Source organism: Reyranella aquatilis (genome assembly GCF_020880995.1).
GTDB lineage: Bacteria > Pseudomonadota > Alphaproteobacteria > Reyranellales > Reyranellaceae > Reyranella > Reyranella aquatilis.
Window position 1 is genome coordinate 280,897 of the sequence record NZ_JAJISD010000002.1, and the last position, 25,681, is coordinate 306,577.

The 25,681-nt window shown below is 67.2% G+C and carries 26 protein-coding genes; 13 read left to right on the forward strand and 13 right to left on the reverse strand.

All coding sequences use genetic code 11. The features are described 5' to 3' along the window. The first annotated feature begins 71 nt into the window (after window positions 1-71). From LJ725_RS07150 to LJ725_RS07170, 5 genes are all read left to right on the forward strand, one after another. Window positions 72-1,238: an acyl-CoA dehydrogenase family protein gene (locus LJ725_RS07150; protein WP_230549945.1), complete on the forward strand. Its 1,167-nt coding sequence runs from the start codon at window positions 72-74 to the stop codon at window positions 1,236-1,238. Window positions 1,239-1,365: 127 nt separating this feature from the next. After that, window positions 1,366-1,749 (forward strand): hypothetical protein, encoded by a 384-nt coding sequence (locus tag LJ725_RS07155; RefSeq protein ID WP_230549946.1) that lies wholly within the window; start codon window positions 1,366-1,368, stop codon window positions 1,747-1,749. A gap of 117 nt (window positions 1,750-1,866) precedes the next feature. Further along, a complete protein-coding gene (locus tag LJ725_RS07160; RefSeq protein ID WP_230549947.1) occupies window positions 1,867-3,012 on the forward strand; it encodes an alpha/beta fold hydrolase in 1,146 nt (381 codons plus the stop codon). Further along, window positions 3,009-3,500 (forward strand): GNAT family N-acetyltransferase, encoded by a 492-nt coding sequence (locus LJ725_RS07165; protein ID WP_230550156.1) that lies wholly within the window; start codon window positions 3,009-3,011, stop codon window positions 3,498-3,500. The genes LJ725_RS07160 and LJ725_RS07165 overlap by 4 nt, the downstream gene beginning before the upstream one ends. A gap of 18 nt (window positions 3,501-3,518) precedes the next feature. Next, a complete protein-coding gene (locus tag LJ725_RS07170; protein WP_230549948.1) occupies window positions 3,519-4,565 on the forward strand; it encodes an MBL fold metallo-hydrolase in 1,047 nt (348 codons plus the stop codon). A gap of 5 nt (window positions 4,566-4,570) precedes the next feature. Here LJ725_RS07170 and LJ725_RS07175 read toward each other — a convergent pair whose 3' ends face one another. Next, window positions 4,571-5,299, reverse strand: coding sequence for a haloacid dehalogenase type II (locus tag LJ725_RS07175; protein ID WP_230549949.1), 729 nt, complete (start codon window positions 5,297-5,299; stop codon window positions 4,571-4,573). Window positions 5,300-5,477: 178 nt separating this feature from the next. Here LJ725_RS07175 and LJ725_RS07180 point away from each other — a divergent pair, with 178 nt between their 5' ends. Next, on the forward strand, window positions 5,478-6,950 hold the full coding sequence (locus LJ725_RS07180) for an MFS transporter (protein WP_230549950.1): 1,473 nt from the start codon (window positions 5,478-5,480) through the stop codon (window positions 6,948-6,950). Here LJ725_RS07180 and LJ725_RS07185 read toward each other — a convergent pair. From LJ725_RS07185 to LJ725_RS07195, 3 genes are read right to left on the reverse strand one after another with little or no spacing between them, the layout of a single operon-like run. Further along, window positions 6,935-7,498: a LysE family translocator gene (locus LJ725_RS07185; RefSeq protein WP_230549951.1), complete on the reverse strand. Its 564-nt coding sequence runs from the start codon at window positions 7,496-7,498 to the stop codon at window positions 6,935-6,937. The two genes, LJ725_RS07180 and LJ725_RS07185, sit on opposite strands and share 16 nt — an antisense overlap. Window positions 7,499-7,549: 51 nt before the next feature. Further along, window positions 7,550-8,821 (reverse strand): M28 family peptidase, encoded by a 1,272-nt coding sequence (locus tag LJ725_RS07190; RefSeq protein WP_230549952.1) that lies wholly within the window; start codon window positions 8,819-8,821, stop codon window positions 7,550-7,552. Between the two features lie 3 nt (window positions 8,822-8,824). Beyond that, on the reverse strand, window positions 8,825-9,703 hold the full coding sequence (locus tag LJ725_RS07195; protein WP_230549953.1) for a LysR family transcriptional regulator: 879 nt from the start codon (window positions 9,701-9,703) through the stop codon (window positions 8,825-8,827). A 116-nt stretch (window positions 9,704-9,819) separates the two neighbouring features. On the opposite strand from LJ725_RS07195, the gene LJ725_RS07200 reads away from it, so the two are divergent. From LJ725_RS07200 to LJ725_RS07220, 5 genes are all read left to right on the forward strand, one after another. Then, on the forward strand, window positions 9,820-10,584 hold the full coding sequence (locus LJ725_RS07200; protein ID WP_230549954.1) for an amino acid ABC transporter ATP-binding protein: 765 nt from the start codon (window positions 9,820-9,822) through the stop codon (window positions 10,582-10,584). 28 nt (window positions 10,585-10,612) lie between these two features. Beyond that, window positions 10,613-11,431 (forward strand): ABC transporter substrate-binding protein, encoded by an 819-nt coding sequence (locus LJ725_RS07205; RefSeq protein ID WP_230549955.1) that lies wholly within the window; start codon window positions 10,613-10,615, stop codon window positions 11,429-11,431. Window positions 11,432-11,564: 133 nt separating this feature from the next. Next, a complete protein-coding gene (locus LJ725_RS07210; protein WP_216966849.1) occupies window positions 11,565-12,230 on the forward strand; it encodes an amino acid ABC transporter permease in 666 nt (221 codons plus the stop codon). Further along, complete coding sequence (locus tag LJ725_RS07215; protein WP_230549956.1) at window positions 12,230-13,486, forward strand: M20/M25/M40 family metallo-hydrolase; 1,257 nt, start codon at window positions 12,230-12,232, stop codon at window positions 13,484-13,486. The genes LJ725_RS07210 and LJ725_RS07215 overlap by 1 nt, the downstream gene beginning before the upstream one ends. Before the next feature lies 1 nt (window position 13,487). Next, window positions 13,488-14,429: an arginase family protein gene (locus tag LJ725_RS07220; protein ID WP_230549957.1), complete on the forward strand. Its 942-nt coding sequence runs from the start codon at window positions 13,488-13,490 to the stop codon at window positions 14,427-14,429. 34 nt (window positions 14,430-14,463) lie between these two features. On the opposite strand, the gene LJ725_RS07225 is transcribed toward LJ725_RS07220, so the two are convergent. The 3 genes from LJ725_RS07225 to LJ725_RS07235 form a co-directional block, all read right to left on the reverse strand. Beyond that, window positions 14,464-15,249 carry a dienelactone hydrolase family protein gene (locus LJ725_RS07225; RefSeq protein ID WP_230549958.1) on the reverse strand — a complete coding sequence of 262 codons (786 nt, stop codon included), beginning with the start codon at window positions 15,247-15,249 and terminating at the stop codon, window positions 14,464-14,466. Next, window positions 15,246-16,514 (reverse strand): adenylate/guanylate cyclase domain-containing protein, encoded by a 1,269-nt coding sequence (locus LJ725_RS07230; protein WP_230549959.1) that lies wholly within the window; start codon window positions 16,512-16,514, stop codon window positions 15,246-15,248. Before LJ725_RS07230 ends, LJ725_RS07225 begins: the two co-directional genes overlap by 4 nt. Window positions 16,515-16,575: 61 nt before the next feature. Further along, on the reverse strand, window positions 16,576-18,381 hold the full coding sequence (locus tag LJ725_RS07235; protein ID WP_230549960.1) for an acyl-CoA dehydrogenase family protein: 1,806 nt from the start codon (window positions 18,379-18,381) through the stop codon (window positions 16,576-16,578). Window positions 18,382-18,457: 76 nt separating this feature from the next. On the opposite strand from LJ725_RS07235, the gene LJ725_RS07240 reads away from it, so the two are divergent. Next, window positions 18,458-19,351, forward strand: coding sequence for a LysR substrate-binding domain-containing protein (locus LJ725_RS07240; protein ID WP_230549961.1), 894 nt, complete (start codon window positions 18,458-18,460; stop codon window positions 19,349-19,351). Window positions 19,352-19,364: 13 nt separating this feature from the next. Here LJ725_RS07240 and LJ725_RS07245 read toward each other — a convergent pair whose 3' ends face one another. After that, a complete protein-coding gene (locus tag LJ725_RS07245) occupies window positions 19,365-20,333 on the reverse strand; it encodes a Bug family tripartite tricarboxylate transporter substrate binding protein (protein ID WP_230549962.1) in 969 nt (322 codons plus the stop codon). 60 nt (window positions 20,334-20,393) lie between these two features. Between LJ725_RS07245 and LJ725_RS07250 the strand changes: the two genes are divergently transcribed. Beyond that, window positions 20,394-22,079: an N-acyl-D-amino-acid deacylase family protein gene (locus tag LJ725_RS07250; RefSeq protein ID WP_230549963.1), complete on the forward strand. Its 1,686-nt coding sequence runs from the start codon at window positions 20,394-20,396 to the stop codon at window positions 22,077-22,079. Window position 22,080: 1 nt separating this feature from the next. On the opposite strand, the gene LJ725_RS07255 is transcribed toward LJ725_RS07250, so the two are convergent. The 5 genes from LJ725_RS07255 to LJ725_RS07275 all read right to left on the reverse strand — a co-directional run bounded on the left by LJ725_RS07255 (window position 22,081) and on the right by LJ725_RS07275 (window position 25,613). After that, entirely contained in the window at window positions 22,081-22,506 is a 426-nt protein-coding gene (locus LJ725_RS07255; protein ID WP_230549964.1) for a hypothetical protein, read from the reverse strand. 102 nt (window positions 22,507-22,608) lie between these two features. Beyond that, entirely contained in the window at window positions 22,609-23,676 is a 1,068-nt protein-coding gene (locus LJ725_RS07260; protein ID WP_230549965.1) for a serine hydrolase domain-containing protein, read from the reverse strand. Next, the gene (locus LJ725_RS07265) at window positions 23,673-23,981 is read right to left on the reverse strand and encodes an RNHCP domain-containing protein (RefSeq protein ID WP_230549966.1); all 309 of its coding nucleotides are present in this window, start codon (window positions 23,979-23,981) and stop codon (window positions 23,673-23,675) included. The genes LJ725_RS07260 and LJ725_RS07265 overlap by 4 nt, the downstream gene beginning before the upstream one ends. A gap of 84 nt (window positions 23,982-24,065) precedes the next feature. Then, window positions 24,066-24,296: a hypothetical protein gene (locus LJ725_RS07270; protein WP_068189174.1), complete on the reverse strand. Its 231-nt coding sequence runs from the start codon at window positions 24,294-24,296 to the stop codon at window positions 24,066-24,068. Window positions 24,297-24,665: 369 nt separating this feature from the next. After that, window positions 24,666-25,613 (reverse strand): OmpA family protein, encoded by a 948-nt coding sequence (locus LJ725_RS07275; protein WP_230549967.1) that lies wholly within the window; start codon window positions 25,611-25,613, stop codon window positions 24,666-24,668. Window positions 25,614-25,681 lie beyond the last annotated feature (68 nt).

Here is a 25,681-nt window from a genome sequence, read left to right on the forward strand (position 1 = left end):
GCGCAAGCGAGGGATCCTTCTCCTGACCCTAAAGATCCCTCGCTGACGCTTGGGATGACAGAGGTTTCAAAATGGATTTCGCCTTTTCCGAAGACCAGCTCGCCATCAAGGACAGCGTCTCCAAGCTCTGCGCCGGCTTCGACGAGAAATACTGGCTGAAAAAGGACAAGGACGGCGGCTTCCCCGAGGATTTCTACCGCACGATGGCCGATGCCGGATGGCTGGGCATCGCCATGCCGGAGGAATACGGCGGCTCGGGCCTCGGCATCACCGAGGCCTCGATCATGATGCAGGCGGTCGCCGAATCGGGCGCGGCGCTGCAGGGTGCCTCGGCGATCCATCTCAACGTTTTCGGGCCCAACCCGATCGTGGTCTTCGGCACCGAGGAGCAGAAGAAGCGCATCCTGCCCGACATCATCAAGGGCAAGGTGAAGGGCTGCTTCGCCGTCACCGAGCCCGACGCCGGCCTGAACACCACGGCACTGGAGACGCGGGCCGAGCGCGACGGCAACGGCTATGTCGTCCATGGCAAGAAGACCTGGACCACGACGGCGCAGGTCGCCGACAAGATGCTGCTGATCGCCCGCACGACTCCGAAGGAGAAGTGCAAGCGCCCGACCGACGGGTTGTCGCTCTTCTACACCGACTTCGACCGCAGCAAGATCGAGGTGCGCGAGATCGAGAAGATGGGCCGCAAGGCGATCGACACCAACCAGGTGTTCATCGACGGTCTCAAGGTGCCGCTCGAGGATCGCATCGGTGAGGAGGGCAAGGGCTTCCACTATCTGCTGCACGGGCTCAATCCCGAGCGCATCCTGATCGCGGCCGAGGCGATCGGCATCGGCAAGGCCGCCCTCGCACGCGCCACGCAGTATGCCAAGGAGCGGGTCGTGTTCGGCCGGCCGATCGGCAAGAACCAGGCGATCCAGCACCCGCTGGCCGAGAGCTGGATGCAGCTCGAGGCGGCGAACCTGCTGACCTTCAAGGCAGCCTGGCTGTACGACAACGGCAAGGAATGCGGCGCCGAGGCCAATTCGGCCAAGTATCTCGGCGCCCGTTCCGCCTACGACGCCTGCGAGCGCGCGATCCTCACCCATGGCGGCTACGGCTATGCCAAGGAGTTCCACGTCGAGCGCTTCCTGCGCGAGGTCATGATCGCCCGCATCGCGCCGGTGAGCGAACAGCTCATCCTCTGCTACGTCGCCGAACGGGTGCTGGGGCTGCCGAAGAGCTACTGACCACTGCGCCGAATTGGGGCGAAACCGGGGCAAACGCCGTACGATTGTATCGATTGTATTGGCAACCCCCGAGCGATTCCGGACGTTTATTCGGTATCTGATCGCAACCCAGTCCCTGGAGCAGTCCATGACTCGCAACCAGCTCAACGCCGGCTTCGCGTTCGGCAGCACGCTTCTCGCGGCAGCCATCGCGGCCTTCGCCCCGCCCGTTCCGCCGGCGTCCGCGCAGAGCCAGGCGGAGCGCATCTGCCGCGAACAGGGGCTGAAGCCGACCTCGGAAGGCTATGAGTACTGCCTGTCACAGGCAGTCCGTGCCCTCGATTGGGGCAAGCCGGAGATCGCCTACACGATGGCCCGTGTGACCGCCGACGCGCGGGACGCGTGCCGGGACTACGGCCTCGTCCCCGCTACATCCGGTTACAAGGCCTGCATGGATCGCGAAACCCACGCACGTCGCCTGCTGGTCTTCACGGACGAGCCGCAATACGACAAGGACATCGCGGTTCAATAACCAACCAACGAGAGTCCGTTCGCCCGTCGGCAGCCGGTCTTCCAATCGATTGATCGCAGAGCGGATCGACCGACGATGCGGCCTGCCTTTCGGGGCGCGGTGGGCTAGGCTCGTCCCATGAAACCGCTCTCCGCCTCCGTCCTCCCCGCCGGCGTTCGCGCCCGCATCCTCCCCGGCATCAACGGCCTCGACATCCATGTGCTCGAGGCGGGCTTCGAAAAGAAGGGAAGCCCCGCGGTGATGCTCTTCCACGGCTTTCCCGAGGTCGCCTACAGCTGGCGCAAGGTGATGCCGGCGCTCGCCGCGGCGGGCTATCACGCCATCGCGCCCGACCTGCGCGGCTATGGCCGCACGACCGGCTGGGACGCCGACTTCGACGCCGACCAGATCGGCTTCCGCTTCACCAACCTCCTGCGCGATGCGATCGGCGTCCTCTTTGCCCTGGGACATCGCACGGCCGAAGCGGCGGTCGGGCACGATTTCGGCTCGTCTGTCGCCTCCTACGCCTCGCTGGTCCGCCCCGATATCTTCAGGCGCATGGTGCTGATGAGTGCGCCCTTCCCCGGGCCCACTCCCGTCCCATTCGACACCGATGGCAAGCCCGCGCCGGCCAAGGGACCCGACATCCATGCCGCGATGGCTGCGCTGCCGCGCCCGCGCAAGCATTACCAGTGGTACCAGTCGACCCGCGAAGCCAACGAAGAGCAGTGGCATCCCAAGCAGGGCCTGCACAATTTCCTGCGCGCCTACTATCACTACAAGAGCGCCGACTGGAAGGCGAACAAGCCATACGAACTGAAGGGCTGGACCGCCGAGGAACTGGCAAAGATGCCGACCTACTACATCATGGATCTTGCCGAAGGCATGGCCGAGACGGTGGCCAAGGAGATGCCGACGCCCGCCGAAATCGCCGCCGCGAAGTGGCTGACCGACGACGAACTGGCGGTCTATGTCGGCGAGTACGAGCGCACCGGCTTCCAGGGCGGCCTCAACTGGTATCGCGCGCGCACCAGCGGCCGGGTCACGCCGGAACTCGAGATCTTCACCGGGCGCACCATCGACCAGCCCTCGACCTTCATCTCGGGCAAGAGCGACTGGGGCAACTACCAGTCGCCCGGTGCGCTCGAGAAAATGCAGAAGAGCGCCTGCACCAACATGAAGGAGATCTACATGGTCGAGGGCGCCGGCCATTGGGTGCAGCAGGAGCAGGCCGCCGAAGTGAGCCGCCTGCTGCTGAAGTTCCTGAAGGAGACCGCGGCCTGAGCGCGCCGCGTCCGGTCTCGGCCCATGACGAGGCCGCGATCCTCGCGCTCAACAACGCACACGCTGTCGAACTCTCCTGGCTCGCGCCCGAGCGGCTGAGCCGGCTTCTGCGGCAGGCCTTCTACGCACGCTGCATCGGCGATGGCGCGGCCTTCCTGATGGCCTTCGACGAGGGCGCCGACTACGACAGCCCCAACTATCTCTGGTTCCTCGAGCGCCATCGCCACTTCGTCTACGTCGATCGCATCGTGGTCAATGCGGCGATGCGCAAGCGCGGGCTGGCGCAGATGCTCTACGAAGACCTCTTCCGCTGCGCCGCCGACGCCGGGCACGATCGCATCGTCTGCGAGGTGAACTCCGATCCGCCCAATCCTGCCTCGGACGCTTTCCACGCGGCGCTCGGCTTCGTCGAAGTCGGCCACGCCGCCATACACGGTGGCACCAAGACCGTCCGCTACCTCAGCCGCTCGCTCGCCCCAGCTCCCTGACCCCCGGAGAGGCGCCCCATGTCCGTTCTCGCCGCCGTTGATTCCCTCACCGTCGATGTCATCACCGACAACATGAGCGACACCTATGCGAGCAAGCCTGCCTTTGCGACCTCGGAGATGGCCAACATCCTGAAGGCCGGCGCGACGGAGATCTCCGGCGAGACGCTCTTGGTGGCCAATCTCGGCTATGGCCTGCGGCTGCGGACGAGGCTTGGCGACACGCGCCACACCTTGCTCTTCGACACAGGCACCGAGGGCGCAGCCTTCATCCGCAACTGCCGCAACATGTCCATCGACCTCGGCGAGGTCGAGGAGATCGCCATCACGCACGGTCACTGGGACCATATGGGTGCGCTGCCTGCCGCGCTCGACGCCATCGCCGCGCGCCGTGGCCGGGACAGCGTGGCGGTGCACGTCAATCCGGGCATGTTCAACGAACGCGGCGTGCTGCTGCGAGACGGCACGATCTTTCCGGCCGCCCGCGTGCCGACGCCCGCCCAGATGGAGACGCAGGGTGCCCGCATCGTCAACGACGGCCACGCCCGCACCCTGCTCGACAACCACTTCTACTACAGCGGCGAGATTCCCCGCGTCAGCGCCTTCGAGAAGGGCCGCGAGGATCATCTCTGTCGTGAGGACAATTCGGAGGAGTGGCGTCCCGATCCGTTCCTGATGGACGAGCGCATGCTGATCGTGAACGTGCGCGACCTCGGCCTGGTCGTGTTCAGCGCCTGCTCGCATGCCGGCATCGTGAACGTCTGCACCGAAGCGCGCCGGCTGTTTCCCGACACGCCGATCCATGCGGTGATGGGCGGCCTGCATCTCGGCGGCGTGATGGAGCGCCTGATCCCGCAGACCGTCGAGGCACTGGCCCCCTTCGACATCGGCCACTTCATCACCGGCCACTGCACCGGTTGGCGGGCGCTCCATGCCCTGGCCAACGCCTATGGCGATCGCGTCAGCCAATCCGCGGTCGGCACCACCTATGTCTTCGCCGCCAGCGTCCCGCCCGCCGACCGCAGGACGGCGGCGCCGGCCCGCTTCGAGACCAAGCCCACTTGGTGACCGGTTCAGGCTCCGAGAGCCTCGGCCAGGTCCACGAAATCGGTCGCGAAGACGTCGAACCAGGGTTCGGGCGCAACGTCGGGCTTCGCGTCCGGCCCGAATTCGAGCGGTCGTGTCACGAAGGCCGTGCGCATGCCGAAGGCGCGCGCTGCCTTCAGATCGTACTTGTGACAGGCCACCATCATGATCTCCTCCGGCCGGAAGCCGAGAAGATCGACCGCGAGTTGGTAGACGGCCGGCGCGGGCTTGTAGCTTTGTGCGAGTTCCGCCGTCAGCACCGCGTCGAACGGCAATCCGGCATGCTTTACCACCGCGACCATCGTCCTCATGCCGGCGTTCGACAGCGTCGAGGTAACGAAGCGCCGGCGCAGCCGTGCAAGCCCCTCCACGCTGTCGGGCCAGGCATCGAGGCGACTCCAGACCAGGTTCAGCTCGTCGCGTTCGGCAGCGGTGAAGGTGGCGGAAAGCCCGTGCCGTTCCAGCAGGGCATCCAGCGTCTCGCGATAGATTCGATCCACCCGCAGCCACGGACGCCTTCCGGCGATGATGTCGTCGAGCACCGCGCGATAGAGGCCGCGCCAGTCGGCGGACAGGATGCCCCAGTCGATCGCAAGGCCCCTGTCGCGGTTTACCGTCTCGCCCATGCGCAGAAGCGGACGGCAGAAATCGGCACAGGTGCCCTGGACGTCGAAGGTGAGCGCCCGGACGCTCGCCAGTGATGCCGAAGCCGCCATGTCGTCGATCCTCTCCCCTGCACCGCTCCGAGCATCGCAGTGGAATTCGGCTGGCGTCAAACGGCTGGCGCGCGATAACGTCCTCGCAACGTCGCCCGCATGGGCAACGACTCCCGAGGATCTCGCTCTGACCGACGCTTCACCAGGCCCTCTTTCCTTCAAGGCGATTCGGGGCGCGATGACGCGCGGTGAGGAGCCGCCGCCGCTGCCCGCCATCGCCCGCCTGCAATCCTATCGATGGTTCGTCGTCGGCACGGTCTGTATCGGCGCATGCATGGGCCAGATCGACGCCAGCATGACGCAGGTTCTCCTGCCGCGACTCGAAGTCGAATTCGGGGCCCGCCTCAGCAGCGTGAGCTGGGTCGCGGTCGCCTATCTGCTCGCGATGGCTTCGTTCACGCCGATCTTCGGACGGCTGGCGGACATGTTCGGCCGCAAGCTGCTCTATCTCGGCGGCTTCCTGCTCTTCATCGTCGGCTCGGGCCTGTGCGGCTTCGCCACCGACCTGCCGACGCTGATCTTCTTCCGCATCCTGCAGAGCGTCGGCGCCGCGCTCCTGACCTCGAACAGCATTGCCATTGTCGTGATGGCCACCGGCCCCGCGGAGCACGGGCGCGGCCTCGGCCTGCAATCGGCGGCTCAGGCGATCGGCCTGGGGGCGGGGCCGGCCATCGGCGGCCTGATCCTCGATACGCTGGGCTGGCAGTGGGCCTTCTGGATCAACGTGCCGATGGGACTGATCGGCATCCTGCTGGGCTGGCTCACCCTGCCCCAGACCAAGGCCCCGCCTCACACGGGGCGCTTCGACTGGTATGGGGCCCTCCTGATTGCCCCGGCCCTGACGGCGGTCGTGGCCGTGCTGAACGAGGGCCATGCGTGGGGGTTCACGTCGCCCGCGCTGATCGGCTGCCTGCTCTTCGGCATCCTGTTCCTCGTCCTGTTCGTGCGGGCGGAACGCCGCGCCACGGCCCCCCTTCTCGATCTGCATCTCCTGACCAAGCGTGCGTTTCTGTTGGGCAACGCGGCGAACTTCCTCTCCTACGCCGTGCTGTTCGGCGTGTTCTTCCTCATCCCCTTCGTTCTCGTGCGCATCTACGACGATTCGGCTCTCGCGGCGGGTCTCAGACTGTCGATCCTGCCGGTCACCCTGGGCCTTCTGGCGCCCGTCGGCGGTGCCCTCTACGACCGGCTCGGCGCGCGCACGCCAACCTCGTGCGGCATGCTGATCTGCATCGCCAGCCTGGCGATGATCTACGTCTTCCTCGACGGCTCGGCCGAGAAACTGCCGCTGGTCACGCTTGCGCTGGCCGTCTTCGGCGTCGGACAGGGCCTGTTCATCTCGCCAAACACCAGCGCGATCATGTCGACCGCGCCACCCGAGCAGACGGGACAGGCGGGAAGCGTGCTGAACGTCGTGCGCCTGATCGGCATGAGCACCGGCATCGCCGGCGCCTCGACGCTGTTCGCGCTGGGCCTCGGCCGGGCCGACGGCAGCACCCTGGGCCTTCCGACCGCGTCGCTGGTGGCGGCCAGCCGCGAGGTCATCCTGCTGCTGGGCGGTCTGGCAGCCCTCGCCGGCCTGATCTCGCTGCTGCGCTCCGCGCCTCCCCAGGCGCCCCGCACGGACGCGGCGCGCTACGTGAGCGAATAGACCGTCGCGGCCACGAGCGCCACGGCGAGCGAGAGGTTGACGCGGCGCGACCATACCGGGTCGCGCAGCACCCGCGCGAACGCCGCGCCCGCCGCCAACCACGCGCCATGGATCAACACCACCATGGCGGCAAGAACGGCGACCTTGAGGGAGGCCGGGAGGCCGGAGCCCACAAACACCGCCGCGATGGCGACATAGGCCTTGGGGTTGGCGAGGGCCAGCAGGAAACCGCCGCCGAAAGACGGCGCGTCGTGCGAAGCGTCGTGCCGTGCAAGCGGCGGCGCGGTCGCGATCCGGACGGCGAGATACAGGATGTAGCCGACCGACGCGACCAGCAGAACGGGCGCGATCCGCGGCAGCGCCAGCAGCATGGCCATCATGCCCGTCGCCACCGCGAGCAGGACGAGAATGGTGCCGGCGATCAGCCCCGACGTGTAGGCAATGGACCGGCGCAGGCCGAACGCCGCCCCCACGGCGGTGACGCTGATCGTCGAGGGACCGGGGCTGCCCATGACGAGAAGGGAAGCCACGAGAAGAGAGAGCAGCATGCCGGACGCTAACGCCGGCCGGCATGCCGGTATTGAACGTTCGTGCGATGCCTACGCCCGCCAGCGCGCCGCTTCGTCCGGATCGGCATTGCAGGCCGCCGCGACCAGAGCAGCGGTGAGCAGAGTCGCTTGCCTCAGCTCGCTTTGCGCGACCTTGTCGCGCGTGTCGGCGGGCGTCAGCACGACACGCAGATGCGCGTTGGGGTCGTCGAAGCCCGCCACGAGACGAATGGCCGGGATGCCGCCGGTCGCGAAGTTCGCGTGATCGGAATTGGTCATCAGCGGCCGCACGGTGCGCAGGGATTGACCATTGGCCTCGGCAACGCCCAGCAGAAAAGGTTCGACCCCGGCAAAGCCGCTGGTCAGCGCGGCGAGGTTCGGACTGCCGGCCACCGAATCGAGATTGACGTTGAGCGCGATCTTCGCGCGCTCGGCCTCGCCCAGCGCCTTCACATACTGCGCCGAGCCGGTCAGCGCCCATTCCTCGACGCTGAAGAACATGACGCGCAATCCCCGCCGCCACTTCGCCACTTCCGGCGACAAAGCGCGCGCCACCGCCAGCACGGCCGCGAGGCCGGTGCCGTTGTCCATCGCGCTCTCGGCGAGGTCGTGGCCGTCAACGTGCGCCGACAGCACCACCCATTCGTCGGTCTGGCCGGGATAGTCGTAGACCAGAGTCTCGGTCTCGGCCGGCCCCTCCGCGGTCTCGACGGTGATCGTCACGGACGGAAAGCCGGTCGACCGGCGCGCCAGCTTCGCCGCCGTCTCGGGCGAGATGCCCAGCGCGGGAATGCCCTCCCCGGAGTCGCGGCCAGAGGAGCCTGCCACCACGTGACCGGCCAGCGGCCCGCCGATCAGGAAGCCCACGGCGCCATGGGCCCGCGCCATGTCGTACTTGCGCCGGCGATGGATCGTGCCGGCGGCGAACATCAGCTCGTGGCGCACCAGTACGATGCGCTCGGCGATCTCGGCCTTGTGCGCCTCGAACTCGTCGGGCGTGCCGCGGCCGAGATCGATCACCTCGGCCGTCAGCCCCGACGAGGGCGTGGCGATCGTGCGCACCAGCGGATGACAGGGCGCGAAGGTACCGCCGGGCAGTTTCAGCGTGGCCGACTTCGCCTGCCAGCCATTATAGGGCACCGGGATCGACCGGCCCGAATTGGCCGGCGACGCCGCGCGCACGCGCTCGCGCAGCAGCGCGAAGGCGCGCTTCTCGCTCTGCGTGCCGGAGAGACGCCCGCCGCAGTCGCAGATGTCGTTGAAGTCGCGCCACAGCGCTTCGTCGGCCGCAAGGCGGCCCATCAGTCCCGCGTCGAGACGCATGGCTTACCCTTTCAACTTGTCGTCGAGCATGTCGAGGAACGCCGAGGCGAGCACCGAGGGCTCGCGGTCGCGGCGATGGAAGGCGCCGATCTCGTAGGTGACGGCCGGCTCGAACGGCCGCGCCACCAGTCCGAGATGCTCGAAGCCGCGCGCCGACAGCGGATCGACGATCGACCAGCCGGTGCCTGCCGCCACCAGACCGCAGAGCGTGGCGAAGAACTCCGCCTCGACCACGGCGTTGAGCGACACGCCGGCCGCCGAGAAGACGCCGCGGATGCGATTGGGCACCTGGTGCGAGCGCGCCGGCATCACCATCGAATGCGGCGCGAGCAGTTGCGGCGTCAGCAGCTTGCTGGCGGCGAGCGGATGGCGTGGCGGCAGGATCGCGACACAGCGCATCCCGTAGCGCCGGACCTCGACCTGGCTCTCGTCGATTGGCAGTTCGGCGATGCCGATGTCGAAGCCTTCGCTCGGCAGGAGCTGGCTCACGACGTCGGAATGGCGCGAGATCAGCCGCACCGAGACGCCCGGCCGCTCGCCCAGGAACTTCGCCACGAGGTTGGGCAACAGCGAGATCGCAGCCGAGGGATGGCTGGCGATCACCAGCCGGCCCGACTGGCCCTCGCGGATCTGCGCCGTCGCGGCCTGCAGCCGGTCGACCTCGCCCAGCACGCGGCTTGCTTCGGCATAAAACAACACGCCCTCGGGCGTGGGCTTGAGCCGGCCGTTGGCGCGCTCGAACAGCGGGAAGCCCACCGTTTCCTCGAGCCGGGCGATCTGCGTGCTGACCGCCGGCTGGGTCACGCCCATGGCGCCCGCGGCGGCGGTCATGGAGCGGTGGTCGACCACCGCCCGGAAGGCTTCGAGGAGCTTGACATCCATACTCTATAAACAGCCGTTATTGGTCATTTTGGCAATTCCTTCCGACTCTCCTAGCAAAACCCCTGCCGATGCGGCAGTCTCCAATGGAGCGGCATAGGAATTGCTTATGGAGTGACATGAGCAGCACGGCCCCCCTGATCCTCGCGGACGGCATCACCAAGCGCTTCGGTGCCAACCAAGTGCTGACCCGCGTCTCGCTCGACGTCTCCGAGCGCGACGTGGTGTGCGTCGTGGGGCCGTCGGGCTCGGGAAAGACCACGCTGCTGCGCTGCCTTGCCCTGCTCGAGGAGCCGAGCGAGGGCCGCGTCGTGATGCAGGGCGTGCCTATTTCCACACCGGCGCCGAACAAGCAGGTCAAGGCGGCCGGGCGCGCCGTGCGCTCCGACATCGGCATGGTGTTCCAGCATTTCAATCTGTGGCCGCACATGTCGGTGCTGCAGAACCTGATCGAAGCGCCGATACGCGTGAAGAAGATGCCCAGGGACGAGGCAGTCGCCATCGCCGAAGCCCTGCTGAAGAAGGTCGACCTGTCCGACAAGCGCGACGCCTATCCGGCGCGACTGTCCGGCGGCCAGCAGCAGCGCGTGGCGATTGCCCGTGCGCTCGCCATGTCGCCCAAGGTCCTGCTCTTCGACGAGGCAACCAGCGCGCTCGATCCCGAGCTGCGCCGCGAGGTCCTCGCGGTCATGCGCCAACTCGCCCGCGAGGGCATGACCATGCTGGTCGTCACCCACGAGATGGGCTTCGCGCGCCATGTCGGCACGCGCACCGTGTTCATGGATCGCGGCGAGATCGTCGAGGCGGCGCCGGGCGCCGCGTTTTTCGACGCGCCGCAGACGGAGCGCGCGAAGCGCTTCCTGCAGCAGTTCGAGGATGAGTAACGGGGAAGGTCAACAAGGGAGACCGGTCATGAGTGTTGCAAGGGGTGTATCGAGGGTTCTGGGTGCGCTCGCGCTGGCGGGCACGATGGGTGCGATGGCGATCACGGGCGCCGAGGCCCAGCAGACGCAATCGCGTCTCTACGAGGTGACCAAGAGCAAGAAGCTCCGGGTCTGCCAGTTTCCGCTCTACTATTCGATCTCGTTCCGCAATTCCAAGACGGGCGAGATCGAGGGCATCGATGCCGACCTGGCGAAGGAATTCGCCAAGGAGCTCGACGCCAAGCTCGAGATCGTCGAATCGAGCTTCGGCTCGTTCATCGCCGACCTGCAGGCCGGCAAGTGCGAGATCGGCATGTTCGGCGTCGGCGCCACGATGAAGCGCGGCCAGGCCGTCGAATTCTCCAAGCCCTACCTGCTGACCAACCTCTATGCGGTCACCCGCAAGGACAGCAAGATCAAGGAGTGGAAGGACATCGACCAGAAGGGCGTGAAGGCCGCCGTCTCGCTGGGCAGCTACATGGAGCCCTTCATGAAGGGCTACGTGAAGAACGCCGAGGTCGTGTCGGTGGCGCCGCCCAACACGCGCGAGGCCGAGCTGGTCGCGCAGCGCGTCGACGTCATCATCACCGACTTCCCGACCGCCATCAAAGTGACCGACGAGTTCGACTGGGCGACCTACATCCTGCCCAACGAGAAGCTCGCCATCACACCGTACGCCTATGTCGTGCCGCAGGGCGACCAGATCTGGCTGAACTACGTCAACCTGTTCGTCGACACGATCAAGCTCGACGGAAGGCTGCTGAAGTACGCCAAGAAGCACAAGCTCGACCCGATCGTCGCGCCGTGACCTGTAGCCCATGCTTCGAGACGGCTGCTGCGCAGCCTCCTCAGCATGAGGTGTGCTTGAAACCACAACCTCACCCTGAGGAGCGCTCCGCAGGAGCGCGTCTCGAAGGGTGGGCAACAAGCGTGATCTGAGCATGTTCAAGTACCAATTCCGCTGGGACACGGTCTGGGGAAGCTTCGACTTCCTGATGGGCGGACTGCAGATGACGCTCGTCATCTCGGCCATCACCCTGGTGCTGGCGATGCTCGGCGGGCTGATCATCGCCCTGCTCGACATGTCGCGCTTCCGCGTGCTGCGCTGGATCGGCATCTCGATCGGCGAGGTAGTGCGCAACACGCCGATCCTGGTACAGCTCCTGTGGGTCTACTACGTGCTGCCGATCGTGTTCGGCGTGCGCATCGAGGCGCTGGTCGCGCTGATCATCGGCCTCGCCCTCTACCAGGCGTCCTTCATCTCGGAGGTCTACCGCTCGGGCATCCAGAGCGTCCCCAAGGGCCATCGCGAAGCTGCGCAGGTGCTGGGCCTGACGCCGTTCCAGTCGTTCAACCGCATCGTGCTGCCGCAGGCGATCCGCATGACCCTGCCGCCGCTCGCCTCCAACTTCGTGCAGCTCATCAAGTTCTCCTCGCTCGGCGCCGTCATCTCGGTGAGTGAGATCACGCGCCGCGGCATGGAGCTCTCGGCGACGAACTTCCGGCCGCTCGAGACCTTCACTTTCATCGCCGTGGTCTACTTCTTCATCTGCTGGCCGCTCGCGATGGCCATCCGCTTCTGGGAACGCAGGCTGCAGGCGCGCTGATGTCATCCAGAATCCGTACCGAACTGGCGCGCAGGGTCGAGGGCTCGCTCGACCGCCTCATCGAGGTGACACGGCGGCTGGTGGCCGTCGCCTCGCCCAACCCGCCCAGCGACACGTTTGACGTGGCGAAGGTCGCCGAGGCGCTGTTGCGCGAGATCCCCGGCATCGAGATCGAGCGGGTCGAGCCCGAGCCGCGCATCGTCTCGCTGATCGGCCGCATCCGCGGCCGCGCGCCGGGCCGCCGCCTGATCTTCAACGGCCATCTCGACACCTTCCCGCTTCTGGAGAACCTGCCGTGGACCGTGCCGCCCCTGGGCGGCGTGCTCAAGGACGGCAGGCTCTACGGTCGCGGTGTCTGCGACATGAAGGGCGGCATCGCCTGTTCGCTGCTGGCCGCCCTGCTTCTGGCCGAGAACCGCGATGCCTGGACCGGCGAGATCGTGCTCACGCTGGCGGGCGACGAAGAGAACATGGGCTCGCTGGGCTCCGGCTATCTCCTGCAGAATTTCCCGCACGCCGCCGGCGACGCCAACATCTGCGGCGATGTCGGCTCACCCAGGGTCGTGCGATTCGGCGAGAAGGGCCTGATGTGGGTCGAGGTCGAGGCCACCGGCTCGCCAGCGCACGGCGCGCACGTCCACAAGGGTACCAATGCCATCGACCGGCTGCGCACGGCCCTTGACTGCCTGAAACAGCTCGAGGACCTGCCCTTCCAATCGCCGCCGGTCGTCACCAGTGCGATCGGCAAGGCCAAGCCCATCTCCGAGCCCCTGTCAGGAGCCGGCGAGGCCGACACCCTGTCGAGGGTCACCGTGAACATCGGCACGATCGAGGGCGGCACCTCTCCCAACCTGGTGCCTACGCACGCCATCGCACGCGCCGATATCCGGCTGCCGGTGGGCATCACGACCGACGTGCTCGCGGCCAAGCTCGACGAATGGCTGGCGCCGCTCGAGGGCGTGAGCTGGAAGGCGATCCGGCGCTTCGAGCCCTCTTTTACCGATCCCGATCATGAGATCGTGACCCGCACCGCCTCGGTCGCCGCCGAGGTACTGGGCGAGACGCCGGCCGTGAACATGCGCGTCGGCGGCTCGGACTCGCGCTGGTATCGCATGTTCGACGTGCCGACCGTGGTGCTCGGCCTGACGCCTTTCAACATGGGCGGGGCCGACGAGCATGTTCTGGTCGACGAGCTGCTCGCCGTCGCCAGGATCCACACATTGGTCGCCTACGATTTCCTCTCCGCGGAGCCCTGACATGGACCGTCTGTCCGACGACGAGCTGTTCACCCTGCCCATGACCTTCATGGGCGTGCCCTACGGCCGTCCCGGCCCCGCCAACAAGGCGGCGATCCTCGGCATCCCGTTCGACTGCGGCACCAACATGCGCATCGGCTCGCGCGGCGGGCCCGATTCGGTACGCCAGCAGTCGCAGCTCATGCGGCGCTTCAATCCGACCAACGCCGACTTCGATCCCGCGCTCGCGCTCGGGCTGGTCGATTGCGGCAACGTCAAGCTGACGCCGTCGAAGATCGTCGATGCGTTCGAGCGGATCGAACAGGCCGCCGACCGGATCGTCGAGGCCGGCGCCGTGCCGATCACCATCGGCGGCGACGGCTCGGTCACCGTCCCGGTCGCGCGCGCAGTCGGCAAGAAGTATCCGAAGATGGCGGCTCTTCACATCGATTCGCATACCGATTCGTATCCGTACGGCTCGGACGAGAAGTACAACTCCGCCACCCAGTTCACCCATGTCGCCGAGGAAGGCCTCGTCGATCCGGAATTCTCCTGGCATGTCGGCATCCGAAGCACGACCTACGCCCAGGGCGTCGTGCCGCGCGCCATGAGCCTCGGCTACAAGGTCGTCTCGATCGACGAGCTGATCCGCGGAGGCTTCGCCCAGCGCATGGCCGAGTTCCGCGACAAGGTCGGCAAGCGGCCGGTCTATCTCTGCTTCGACATGGACGTATTCGACCCGTCCTGTGCCCCGGGCGTCTGCACGCCGTCGTGGGGTGGCCTGAGTGCGCGCGAAGGGATCGACTTGCTGCGCTGCCTCACCGATCTCAACATCGTGGCGGTCGACGTGAACACCGTGAGCCCGCCGCAGGACGTCAACGGCATGGCCGCCCACCTCTGCTCGCACGTGATCTACGAAACGCTGGTGCTGCTCTGCCGGCAGATGGGGCTGGCCGACGCCTAGCGGCTGCACTGGAGAGCGCTGCTCCCTTGAGACGTTAGCGCAGGTACTTGGCGAAAAACGCCTTCGTGCGCGCCTCGGCATCCGGCGCAGCCGAGGGGTCGTAGGCGAGATGATGCTGCTTGCCGCCGGCACCCGGCACGTTGCGGTCGGCGACCTTCGAATCGAAGCTGTGATACGCGTTGGGATAGTAGACCGCGTCGACGAGCCCGGCGCGCGACAGACCCGACACCAACGTCCGGCAGCGATCGGCCGGCGTCCAGTCATCCTTGTCGCCGGCCAGCAGCAGCACTGGCACGTCGACGCCGCCATCGAACTGCGGATTGCAGCCCGGATAGTACGCGACGCCGGCCGCCAGCCCGCGCTGTGCCAGGCCGAAATTCTTCTGCGTCGAACGCAGCACCGTCGAGCCGCCATGACTGTGGCCGATAATGCCGATCTTGCCCTTCACCACGTCGGGCCGCATCGCGAGATAGTCGAGGGCGCCGGCGATGTCGGCCACCCGCATATTGGGCGTCACCATGCCCGGCGTCGTGCACACCGCCTTGGTGCCGCGCGGACCGAAGGAGTCCGGTGCGAGCACGAGATAGCCCCAGCTCACCAGCAGCTTGCCCCAGACGTCGGTATGCGTGTTCGTACCGGCGCAGCTATGGGCCAGGATGATCGCGGGGAAGGGTCCGTTGCCCGACGGCTTGTAGATCCAGCCCTTCACCTCGGGTCCCGCCTGGCTGCTGCCGACGGTGACGCTGGGGAAGCTGACGGACTGTGCGGCGGCGGGACCCGCGAACAGCAGGACGAACAGGACTGCAAGCAAGCGCGTCATGGCACACCATAGATCGAGAGGGGAGCGGCGAGGCCGCGCAGCGCATGCTCGCCCAGCGGCTCGAGCGGCCGGTCGAGAAGACGCATCACGGGCTCCGTAATGACGATGGAGCGCTCCACCGACTTGCTGAGCGCCTCGACACGGCTGGCGGCATTGACGGCCCGACCGATGACCGTGAAATCCAGCCGCTCCGGCGCACCGACATTGCCGAAGAACACTTCGCCGTCGTGCAGGGCGATTCCGGTTCGCAGGGGGCGCCAGCCGGGGATATCGGCGAAGGCCTGCGGATTTTCATTGAGACGTTCGATCGCCTGCAGCGCGCTCTCCGCCGCCGACAGCGCCGCCGCGGCGGCGGCTCTTTCGTCGGCGAAGGCCGAATAGGGAAACACTGCCAGCAGCCCGTCGCCGATGAACTTCAGCACTTCGCCGTCATGCGCCAGCACCGCCCCGGCGAGACACTCGAAATAGCCGTTCAGCAGGGCGATCATGTCGGGGCCGTCGAGACGGTCGGCGAGGTCGGTGAAGCCGCGCAGGTCCGACGCCCAGATGATGGCCCGGATGGACTCCCCGGAACCGCGCTTGATCGAGCCGCGCAGCACGCGTCCTCCGGCGGCCGCGCCGAGATAGGTGTCCAGGACGTTGGCGGCGATCCTGAGCGCGATGTGGCGTTCGACATGAAGCGCGGCCAGCCGCAGGAGCCGCGTGAGGTCGCCGAACTGGGCTTCGGAAAAGCCGCCGACGCGCTTCGTCGCCACCGTCGCGGCGTTGTGATAGGCGCCGCCCGCGCGCAACGGAATGGCGGCATAGTCGACGTATCCTTGCCGCGCGAGCTCGGCCATCAGCGGGTAGCGCTGTGCCGCCTCGTGGGTTCGGCCCCTGAAAGCCTCACCCTTTTCGATCACGTGGAACAGCGGATTGCGGCGGTATGCATCGTTGGCCAGTGCGGCTTCGGCCACCCTGACCTCGTCGCACAATCCGTCGATGCGGTTCCAGTTCCAGCCAAAGCCATAGAGCTGGGGATGCAGCGTCCCGACATGCAGGCTGGCCCGGTCGAGCGGCAGGCCAGCCGCCACGAGGCGCCAGCACAGCTGCTCAAAGAAAGGCAGGACGTCTTCTTCGCCCAGCGCATCCGTCAGCAGCCAGCTTTCGACATCGGCGACGGACGCCGTTCCGGCTGCCACGGCTGGACCGCTGTCTGCCCTGCGGTGCAGGGAGACCGAGGCGGGATAGGTCCGCGGCGCTGGATCGGGACGGGCGACCGGCATGACGCGCCATCTTCCCACCGGTCCGCCGGGACCGCCATGGAGAAGATGGCGCCTCCGTCCGTCAGGCCGTGAGCAGCGAGGATGCCTGGTCGAGCGAGACCGGGGTTTCTTCGAGCAAGGCGGAGATGGCTGCTTCCTCCCAGTCGCCCCCGTCGGCGGCGAGCTTGGGCCGGTCCGACAGTCGATGCTCCAGGACGAACCGCGCCATCAGCATGCGCCGGGCATCGCCCCCGGCCGCCGCAAGCTGCGCGCCTTCGTGGGCCATCAGCACCGCGGTCGTGACATGATAGAGCGCACTCGCCGCGACCCGGCTGAAGCGCTCCTTGGACGGCGTGTCGGCAACCTCCTCGGCAAAACGCACGGCCTGGGACAGCGTCGTCTCGATACGGGTCCGGAACTGCCCGGGAAGACCGCGCGTATCGGCCAGCCGTTCGCCCAGCGCTTCGCCCAGCTGGACATGCGCGCGCTCCTTGCCCACCGCCCGCTGGATGACATCGAGCGCGTTGACGCTCGATGTGCCGTCCCAGATCACGCCGAGATGGGCGTCGCGGACCAGACGGGCGTTCGGCCAATCCTCGATGTAGCCGTTGCCGCCGCGCGCCTCCATCGCCGCGGTGGCGACCGCGATGTTGTCGCGCGAGGCACGGTACTTGCCGATCGGCGTCAGGATGCGGACCACCTTGGCGGCCACCGGGTCGTCGATCCGTCCCATCATGGCTGTCGTCAGCATGAGCGCCGACAGCGCCTGCTCTGTCTTGACCATCATCTTCACGAGCTGGCGGCGCATCAGCGGATGATCGATCACCCGCCGGCCGAAGGCATTGCGATGACGCGCCACCTGCATCGATTCGTTGAGACAGCGCCGCATCATGCCGGCGGCGCGCGTGAGGTGCGAAACGCGGCTGGGATTGACCATCTCCAGCATCTGCTTCATGCCGCGATCGATGTCTCCGAGCAGGTAGGCGACGGCGCCGTTGAAAACGATCTCGCCGCTCGGCATCGATTTGCTGCCGAGCTTGTCCTTCAGACGCACGATCCGATAGTCGTTGCGGGATCCGTCGGGCAGCGTCTTCGGCATCAGGAAGAGACCCAGTCCGCGACTTCCTGGCCGCGCCCCTTCGGGACGGGCCAGCAGCACGGCGACGTCGCCGTCGGCGTTTGAGCAGAACCACTTCTCTCCGTAGAGGCGCCAGTGATCGCCGTCGCGCACGGCGGTCAGCTCGGCCGCGCCGGCGTCGGAACCGCCGATCTTCTCGGTCATGAACTGCGCGCCAAAGAGCAGGCGGTCCATGTCCTGGGTCAGCATGCGGTCGAGATAGCGCGCCCTGAGCTCCTCGCTGCCGTAGCGTTCCAGAAGGTCGGAGGTGCAGTCGGTCAAGTTGACGGGACACAGCACGCCGAACTCGGCCTGCGAGAAGAGATAGAAAAAGGCCTGCTTGGCGATGATCGGCATCCTGTCGTGCCAGCCCAGCACCCCGGGACGGTGCGTCATGGCGTGCATGCCGAAGCGCTCGAAGGCGATCCGGCGGATCTCGTCGTAGGCCGGATGGACCTCGATCCACTCCTCGTCGCGGCCGTAGCGGTCGCGGGGATGCAGCACCGGCGGGTGCTTGTCGGCAAGGTCAGCGAGACGGTTCAGGCGTCCGCCGGCGAGTTCGCCCAACTCGGTCAGGGGTCCGGTCAGATGGGCCAGCAACGGCGCTTCCATGTAGAGGCCGAGCAGATCGCGGAAGCTGCGATCGATCTCGAAGAAGTTGAGCCCGCTGCAGTCTGGCGCGATGTGCTCGGAGCGTTGGGCAACGGCCGACCGCCCGGCCAGCGAGGCCGGGACCGTCAGGAGGGGGGCGATGGGAGAGAGGTCATTCATGCCGGAGAAGATGCGTGGACTCCGGCGCACTCTCAAACGATTACTTTTCCCGGCATTTTGACTGATACTCAACACTATGAGCACCCGCCGATTGCCGCCCCTGCATGCCGTTCGTGCCTTCGAGGCCGCGGCACGTCACCTGTCGATCACGCATGCGGCGCGTGAGTTGAACGTCACCCCGGGCGCGGTCAGCCGCCACGTGCGGACCCTCGAGGAAACGCTGAAGGCTGCCCTGTTCGTGCGACGCGCCAGCGGGCTCGAACTAACGCCAGTCGGCCGGTCGCTGGCCGACGGCACGCGCGAGGCGCTCGACCGGCTGGAAGAGGCCACCGCAGGCGTTCGTCTGCGCCACTTCCGCCAGCTTTCCGTCGGAGTCTACGGCCATTTCCTGTCGCGGGCGCTCCTGCCGCTTCTCTCCGGGCTGCGCCGCGATCTCCCCGAACTGGAGGTCGACTTCCATGCGAGCACGAACCCGCTCGACCTGCTGCCAAGCCGATTCGATGCGGTGATCGCCGTCTCCGGAACAGGCCGGCAGTCCGGCCTGGTCGTGCGGCCGCTGATGCCGATCACGACCGTCGCGGTGGCAGCGGCCACGCGGCTGCGCAAGGGTCCGGTCGACTTCGCGCGCGTGCCGCTGCTCCATACGCGGCCGCGCTCCGAGGACTGGCGGCGCTGGCTCGACCAGGCCGGCTTTCATGCGGTGCCGGTTCGCGGCGGCAGCAGCTTCGAAAGTGCCAGCCAGACGCTGGAAGCCGTGGTCGCCGATCTCGGTCTGGGTATCGCCATCGAAGGGCTGCTTGGACCCGACCTGAAGGCCGGCCGCATCGGCATCGCCCACCCGGCCCGTCGACCGACGCGCCGGCACTTCACGCTTCAGTACGATGTCCGCTTCGACGGCGATCCGTCGCTCGTGGCCTTCGCCGACTGGCTCTGTCGCGCGCTCGATGCCGACCGGCACTATTCAGGCTGAAGGCCGCCCGATGTCACTCAGGCTCGATACCCGCCAGCTTGGCCACTTCCTTCCAGGTCACCAGTTCGTTCCTGATGCGCTGGGCGAAGGCGTCGGGTGTGTCGCCGCCGGGCAGGCTCGACAGGTCGCGGATCTTGGCCTGCATCTCGGGCTCGGCCAGGACCGCCACCACATCGTCGCGCATGCGGTTGGCGAGCGCGGGCGACATCTTGCCCGGCCCGAACAGCGAGAACCAGGCGAGCGTATCGACGCCCGGCACGCCGGCCTCGGCCATGGTCGGAATGTCCTCGAGACCCGGCAATCGCTTGTTGCCGCTCACCGCCAGCATGCGCAGCGTGCCGGCGCGATGATGCGACATGACCGTAAGCGGACTGGTGAGGCCGACCGGAATATGGCCGCCGGCCAGTTCCTGCATCATCGGGGCCGCACCTTTGTAGGCCACGTTCTCGATCTTCAGGCCGCTCTTCACGCGGAACAGTTCGCCCACCATGCGGGTCGTGTTCTCGGTACTGCCGAACTGGTACTTGCCCGGATTGGCCTTCGCCGCGGTCATGAACTTTTCCATCGTGTCCATGCCGGCCTTGGGCGAGCCGACCAGCGCGATGGCGCCCTGAACGAGGGTCGTGACCGGCGTGAAATCACGTTCGGTGTCGTAGGGCAGCACCTTCGTCGTATAGGGATTGATCGTGTGGGCGCTGGTCGTGACCAGCAGCGTGTAACCATCGGGCGGCGCCTTGGCGACGATCTCGCTGCCCAGGATGCCGCTCGCCCCGCCCTTGTTGTCGATGACGACGGTCTGCTTCCAGCGGTCCGCAAGGCGCGGAATCACCAGCCGCGCCACCAGGTCGGTGCCACCCCCCGCCGGATAGGGCACCACGACGCGGACCGACTTGGTCGGATAGTCCTGTGCGCGAACCACCGCCGGCGCGAGCCCAAAGGCCGCTCCGGCCGCGACGAAGCCACGGCGCGTCATGCCTGACATGCAATCCTCCCGTTCCATTTCCTTGGCGACAGACTAGGGTTCTTTCGGGAGGAAACAAACATGTTCGACCTGGTCATCAAGGACGCGGAAATCCACGACGGTTCGGGCTCCAAGCCGGTCCAGGGCGACCTCGGCGTCAAGGACGGCAAAATCGCCGCGATCGGCCCCAGACTGGGCGCCGCCCGGGAAACCGTGAAGGCCGACGGGCTCGCGCTGGCCCCGGGCATCATCGACGGCCACACGCACTACGACGCTCAGATCACCTGGGACCCCTTCGTCGATCCCTCGCCGGCGCTGGGCGTCACCACGGCGATCCTGGGCAATTGCGGCTTCACGATCGCGCCCTGCAAGCCGGCCGACCGCGACCTCACCATGCGCCATCTCACCCATGTCGAGGGCATGTCGCTGGACGCGCTGCGCGCCGGCATCAACTGGGGCTTCGAGAGCTTCCCGCAGTATCTCGACATGCTGGAAAAGAACGGCGTCGGCCCCAACGTCGCCTGCTTCGCCGGCCATTCCGCCATTCGCACCTTCGTGATGGGCAAGGACGCCACCGAGCGCGCCGCCACCGCAGCCGAGGTCGCGAAGATGGCCGACCTGGTGCGCGAGGCGATGGCGGCGGGCGCCATCGGCTTCGCCTCCTCGACCTCGGAAGCGCACAACGGCGAGGGCGGCACGCCCATGCCGTCGCGTCTCGCCGACGATCACGAGCTTCGCACGCTGGTGAAGGCCATGGGCCAGGGCGGCACCGGCGTCTACATGCTGACCAAGGGCCGCACGACCACGATCCCCTATCTCGAGGAGATCGCCGCCGAAGCGAACCGCCCGGTTGTGATCGCCGCCCTCTTCCACTCCAACACCAACCCCGAAGCCGCCTTTACGACGCTCGAGCAGGTCAATGCCGCCCGCGCCCGCGGCCGCACACTGGTGGCGCAAACCTCGTGCTGCCCGCTCAGCATGGATTTCACGTTCCACAGCCCCTACCTGTTCGAGAGCATGCAGGCGTGGAAGCCGGCCATGGCGGCCCACGATCCGGCCGAACTCAAGAAGATCTATCGCGACCCGGCGTGGCGCAATTCGGTGCGCGAGGAACTGCAGGCCAATCGCGGGCGGCTGGTGTTCAACGGCGAGTGGGAAAAGCTGTTCGTCGTCGAGACTGCCAAGGACCAGAACCGCCGGATGGAGGGCGCCACCTTGGGCGAGCTTGCACGGCAGGCGGGCAAGGATCCTTTCGACTTCATCCTCGACCTCGCACTGTCGGAAGACCTCGACACGATGTTCGTGGCGCAGCTTCTCCACAACGACGACAAGGCGGTCGGCCGAATCCTGGCCGATCCCAACACCCACATCTCGCTGAGCGACGCCGGCGCCCATCTCACTTTCTTCTGCGACGCGGGCTTCGGCCTGCACCTGATGGGCCACTGGAGCCGCGATCTGGGCGTGCTCGACCTGCCGCAGGCCGTGCATCGCCTGACCGGCCAGCCGGCCAAGCTGTTCGGCATCCGGGATCGCGGCCTGCTGCGCGAGGGGATGGCGGCCGACCTGATGCTGTTCGATCCGAAGACCGTGGCACGCGGCCCGAAGCGCCGGGCGCACGACCTGCCCGCGGGCGCGGCGCGCCTGACTGCGGGTGCGGTCGGCCTGCACGGCGTCTGGATCAACGGCGCGAAGACGGCCGACGAGAAGGGCTTCTGCGCCGACCCGGCCTCGCGGCCGGGCAAGGTGCTGCGCTCGTTCGCGGCGTAACTTACGAACGCGTGCGCAGATAGACCACGACGGCGCGGCCCGACAGGTAGGTCGCGCCAAGGCCCGCGAGGCTGGTTGCATAGGGCACCCAGGCCGACGCCGGAGCCGTGAGCAGCGGCGCGACGATGGCAACCGCCAGCGCTGCGGCGATGAGCAGCGTGACGGGCATGCCGTCGCGTGCCCCGGGCAGCCGGGTCAGCCCGTAATTGTCGACGTCGGCCTTCAGGAAGAAGCCGCGCACGAGGCCCAACGCCAAGCCGGCCGCCAGCGCCGAACGCAACAGCCAGGGCTCGCGATTTTCCGGCGTCACGAAGCCCATCATGACGTAGGCGCAGATGAAGGCCAGCACGGGCGGCACGAGCAGCAGGCCGCGCGAGCGGGGCCGCTCCTGCCATTCCGGCACCGACACGTAAAGGCACGCCGCCATGACGACGACTGCCAGGAAATGCAGAAGATTCAGAGCTCACTCCCCCAAGTGCGCGGACTCCCCCAAGCCCACGACCCTAGGTAGCTCAGGGCGCACAGCCTGTCACGGCCACCGCTTTACCCGGCGTGCGGCCGCCCCCAGGATCCCGTCCAATTCGCCATCCTCGTGCTCCCGCCTCGGTTCGGCAAAGCTCACCATGTTAACGTCGAGCGCACCCAGCCGAACGGCGAAGGTCGCGTAGGATGTGTGGATCGGCCCGTCATGGGCATTGGCGAGGTCGTAGCTCCAGGCGCCGGCATGCCAGAAATTGCCGCCACCGCGCGGCGTCGGTCGGACGAAGGTGCCGAGCCCGTAGTAAGCGCCGCCGCCCACCTGCTTGCCCTCCGGCGACATCATCCATGCCCGTGACCGTGGGCCGATCGCGCGATTGCCTGGCGCGAAGGCCTGGTAGAAGCGCCCGTACTGGGCCAGCGGCATGCGCCAGCCACCGTAGCTCGACAGGATGCGCCATTGCGGATCGAGGGTCGCGTCGCGCGCGCCGACCGGCGTCAGCACCGCTTCCCTGCAGTACCGCTCATAGGGCTGACCGGCGGCCTCCTCGATGATGGCGCCCAGCATCAGGTAGTTGGCGTTCGAGTACTCGAAACGCTCTCCCGGGGCGTATGGGAGCGGACGGGCGAACAGCCAGCGCAACTGCTCGTCGAAGGCCGTGTTTCCCCCGGAGTGGCCGCGCAGCCAGCGCGCCATGTCACTGCCACCGCCCGGACCGAAGCCCCCGCGATGCACCAGCAGTTCGGAGACGGTCACCTGCAGGACGCGTGGATCGACCGGTCTCCCCGTGCGCGACAGGGTCCGCTCCAGCGACTGCGATACCGGCGTCTCGAAGGCGAGCTTGCCGCTCTCGATCAACGTTGCGACACAGACGCCGGTGATTGCCTTCGACAGGCTGGCATAGGGCACCGCGGTGACGGGAGAGAGACCGCCCGCCCCGGCCTCCCGCACCGGCTGGCCGGCATGGACGACCGCAAGACCGCCGCGCGTGCGTCGGGTCTTCTCCATCCAGCCGCGCCAGGCCTGCTCGATCTCCTCCACGCCCTGGGCGCGGGGCGCCTCCGAGGGGCAGGTCAGGAACAGGCCAGCCGCGAGGATCGCGAGTCCGCACCGAATCACGGCAGGGCCCGCCGCCGGGCCACCTCGACGAGCGCTTTCGAACTGTCGTCGGGGGAAGACTTGTTGCGCTTCACGGCGCCGCATTTCAGGCAGCGATGCACGACGACGTAGCGCCCCCTGGCCTGCTCGACGGCGATCGGCTCCATCAGTCCGCCGCACTCCGCCGCGCGGTCGCCGGGATTTTCGTCGACATGCTTGCTGCACAGGCAGTTTGGGCAATGGTTGGTGAAGCCATTGCCCTCGACCGCGGTGCCGCAGCGCTCGCAGGTGAAATTCTCGATGTTGCGCGTGAATAGACGGGCCATGGGCGCAGTTTCGCACCGAGCCGAACCGCGCGCACGAAAAAGGGCGGGCACCTTGTCGGCGCCCGCCCCGATCGGCCTGAAATCCTAGCGGTAGTAGTAGTCGTTGCGTGGCGTGGTGGCGGCGCCGATCGCCGCGCCTCCCAGGCCGCCCACGACCGCGCCCGCCAGCGGGGCGCCCATGGTGGAGCCGACGACCGCACCGGTGCCGGCGCCGATGGCGCCGCCGGTCAGCGCCCGGTCGGTCGGATTGTTTCCGCAGGCCGCGACACCCAGGCCAAGCGCTGCAACGAGAGCGATATTCGTGAACTTGAGCATCAGAGCCTCCGCATGTGAACTGTCGGCGAGAGAACGTCGATGGAAGCCTTCAGGTTGCGTTCACGAAGTCGGGCCCCTCCTCGTGATCACGCCGCGGACACAGGAGTCGGGCTTCGACGCCAGCATCCCAAGGTCCGGAATGCAGCCGTCCGGCGCCGCTGGAACGACAGTCGATGGTGCGGTTCCAACGCAACCGCGAGGCGGGGGATGTTCCCGACAGGTGCGGCGCGCTAAAAGGGTCTCCGGTTGCAGCCGCCGCCACTCGGGGAGAGGGTTGGGAAGCCGCAACCGGAGGGCCGGTCCTTGCGGTCCGGCAGCCTTGTAACGAAGCCGCCCCCGACCTGTTGCCGGGGGCGGTGACTTTTCGTCTTACTGGATGACGATCTCGACGCGGCGGTTCTGCGGCTCGCGGACGTTCGGGCCGGTCTGCACCAGCAGGCCCTGCTCGCCGCGGCCCACGACGCTGATGTTGGTAGCCGGTACGCCCTCGCGCACCAGCGCGTCCTTCACGGCGTTCGCGCGGCGAAGCGACAGCGCCATGTTGTAGGCCTCGGTGCCCGAGGTATCGGTATGGCCGGTCGCCGTCACGCGGGCATTGCCCTTCTGCTTATAGGCATTCGCCGCCTGGCGGATCGTGGTCAGGGCCTGGTCACTCAGGTTCGAGCGATCCCAGTCGAAGAACACCATGAACGACGGCGGTGCGACCGGAGCGGCCTGCGGCGGCGGGGGCGGAGGTGGCGGTGCCGTGAACTTGTAGCTGACGCCCGCCAGCGCCAGGATGTTCTGGTTCTGGAAGGAGACATTGCCGAAGGGCGTGTTGACGCTCGGGTTCGTGGTGCCGACGTAACGGCCCTCTACCATGAACCGCAGCTGTTCGTTCACATTGTAGGCCACGCCCAGCATGCCCTGATAGGCGAACTGGGTGCTGCCGAGCGAGGAATTGCTGTCGACGAACGCGATACCGGCGCCGGCGCCGATGTACGGCGTGATCACCGAGGTGGGCATGAAGTCGTACAGCAGGTTGGCCATCACGGTGAGCTGGCCCACCTTGCCGTTGATCGCGGTGCCCGGAATGTTGGCCGAGACGGGGATCTGACCGTACCCAGCCTCCAGCTCGAGACGGGGACCGACGAAGTCGTAGCCGGCCTTGCCGCCCACGGCCCAACCGGTCCAGCTCTGAGCGTTGGGGTTCGAACCGATGAACCACGCGGCACCCCCTCCGGCGCCGATGTAGAATCCCTCCTGCGCATTGATGGTCTGCGCCTGCAGGGCCGCAGGTGCGAGGAGAACGAGCGCCGCCGCAGTCATCTTTTTCATAGTGAATGCACCCCACACGTGGTTGACGGCGATCTAACACTCCTGCCTCGATTTGGTTGCATTGCCGC

Bases quoted from the DNA above. Each gene is read 5' to 3' on its own strand.
- LJ725_RS07250 (WP_230549963.1), top strand. From the start codon at position 20,394: ATGTTCGACCTGGTCATCAAGGACGCGGAAATCCACGACGGTTCGGGC.
- LJ725_RS07215 (WP_230549956.1), top strand. From the start codon at position 12,230: ATGTCATCCAGAATCCGTACCGAACTGGCGCGCAGGGTCGAGGGCTCG.
- LJ725_RS07150 (WP_230549945.1), top strand. From the start codon at position 72: ATGGATTTCGCCTTTTCCGAAGACCAGCTCGCCATCAAGGACAGCGTC.
- LJ725_RS07155 (WP_230549946.1), top strand. From the start codon at position 1,366: ATGACTCGCAACCAGCTCAACGCCGGCTTCGCGTTCGGCAGCACGCTT.
- LJ725_RS07160 (WP_230549947.1), top strand. From the start codon at position 1,867: ATGAAACCGCTCTCCGCCTCCGTCCTCCCCGCCGGCGTTCGCGCCCGC.
- LJ725_RS07270 (WP_068189174.1), bottom strand. From the start codon at position 24,296: ATGCTCAAGTTCACGAATATCGCTCTCGTTGCAGCGCTTGGCCTGGGT.
- LJ725_RS07180 (WP_230549950.1), top strand. From the start codon at position 5,478: ATGACGCGCGGTGAGGAGCCGCCGCCGCTGCCCGCCATCGCCCGCCTG.
- LJ725_RS07190 (WP_230549952.1), bottom strand. From the start codon at position 8,821: ATGCGTCTCGACGCGGGACTGATGGGCCGCCTTGCGGCCGACGAAGCG.
- LJ725_RS07175 (WP_230549949.1), bottom strand. From the start codon at position 5,299: ATGGCGGCTTCGGCATCACTGGCGAGCGTCCGGGCGCTCACCTTCGAC.
- LJ725_RS07240 (WP_230549961.1), top strand. From the start codon at position 18,458: ATGAGCACCCGCCGATTGCCGCCCCTGCATGCCGTTCGTGCCTTCGAG.
- LJ725_RS07185 (WP_230549951.1), bottom strand. From the start codon at position 7,498: ATGCTGCTCTCTCTTCTCGTGGCTTCCCTTCTCGTCATGGGCAGCCCC.
- LJ725_RS07170 (WP_230549948.1), top strand. From the start codon at position 3,519: ATGTCCGTTCTCGCCGCCGTTGATTCCCTCACCGTCGATGTCATCACC.
- LJ725_RS07275 (WP_230549967.1), bottom strand. From the start codon at position 25,613: ATGAAAAAGATGACTGCGGCGGCGCTCGTTCTCCTCGCACCTGCGGCC.
- LJ725_RS07225 (WP_230549958.1), bottom strand. From the start codon at position 15,249: ATGACGCGCTTGCTTGCAGTCCTGTTCGTCCTGCTGTTCGCGGGTCCC.
- LJ725_RS07235 (WP_230549960.1), bottom strand. From the start codon at position 18,381: ATGAATGACCTCTCTCCCATCGCCCCCCTCCTGACGGTCCCGGCCTCG.
- LJ725_RS07210 (WP_216966849.1), top strand. From the start codon at position 11,565: ATGTTCAAGTACCAATTCCGCTGGGACACGGTCTGGGGAAGCTTCGAC.
- LJ725_RS07265 (WP_230549966.1), bottom strand. From the start codon at position 23,981: ATGGCCCGTCTATTCACGCGCAACATCGAGAATTTCACCTGCGAGCGC.
- LJ725_RS07220 (WP_230549957.1), top strand. From the start codon at position 13,488: ATGGACCGTCTGTCCGACGACGAGCTGTTCACCCTGCCCATGACCTTC.
- LJ725_RS07200 (WP_230549954.1), top strand. From the start codon at position 9,820: ATGAGCAGCACGGCCCCCCTGATCCTCGCGGACGGCATCACCAAGCGC.
- LJ725_RS07230 (WP_230549959.1), bottom strand. From the start codon at position 16,514: ATGCCGGTCGCCCGTCCCGATCCAGCGCCGCGGACCTATCCCGCCTCG.
- LJ725_RS07245 (WP_230549962.1), bottom strand. From the start codon at position 20,333: ATGTCAGGCATGACGCGCCGTGGCTTCGTCGCGGCCGGAGCGGCCTTT.
- LJ725_RS07195 (WP_230549953.1), bottom strand. From the start codon at position 9,703: ATGGATGTCAAGCTCCTCGAAGCCTTCCGGGCGGTGGTCGACCACCGC.
- LJ725_RS07255 (WP_230549964.1), bottom strand. From the start codon at position 22,506: ATGGCGGCGTGCCTTTACGTGTCGGTGCCGGAATGGCAGGAGCGGCCC.
- LJ725_RS07205 (WP_230549955.1), top strand. From the start codon at position 10,613: ATGAGTGTTGCAAGGGGTGTATCGAGGGTTCTGGGTGCGCTCGCGCTG.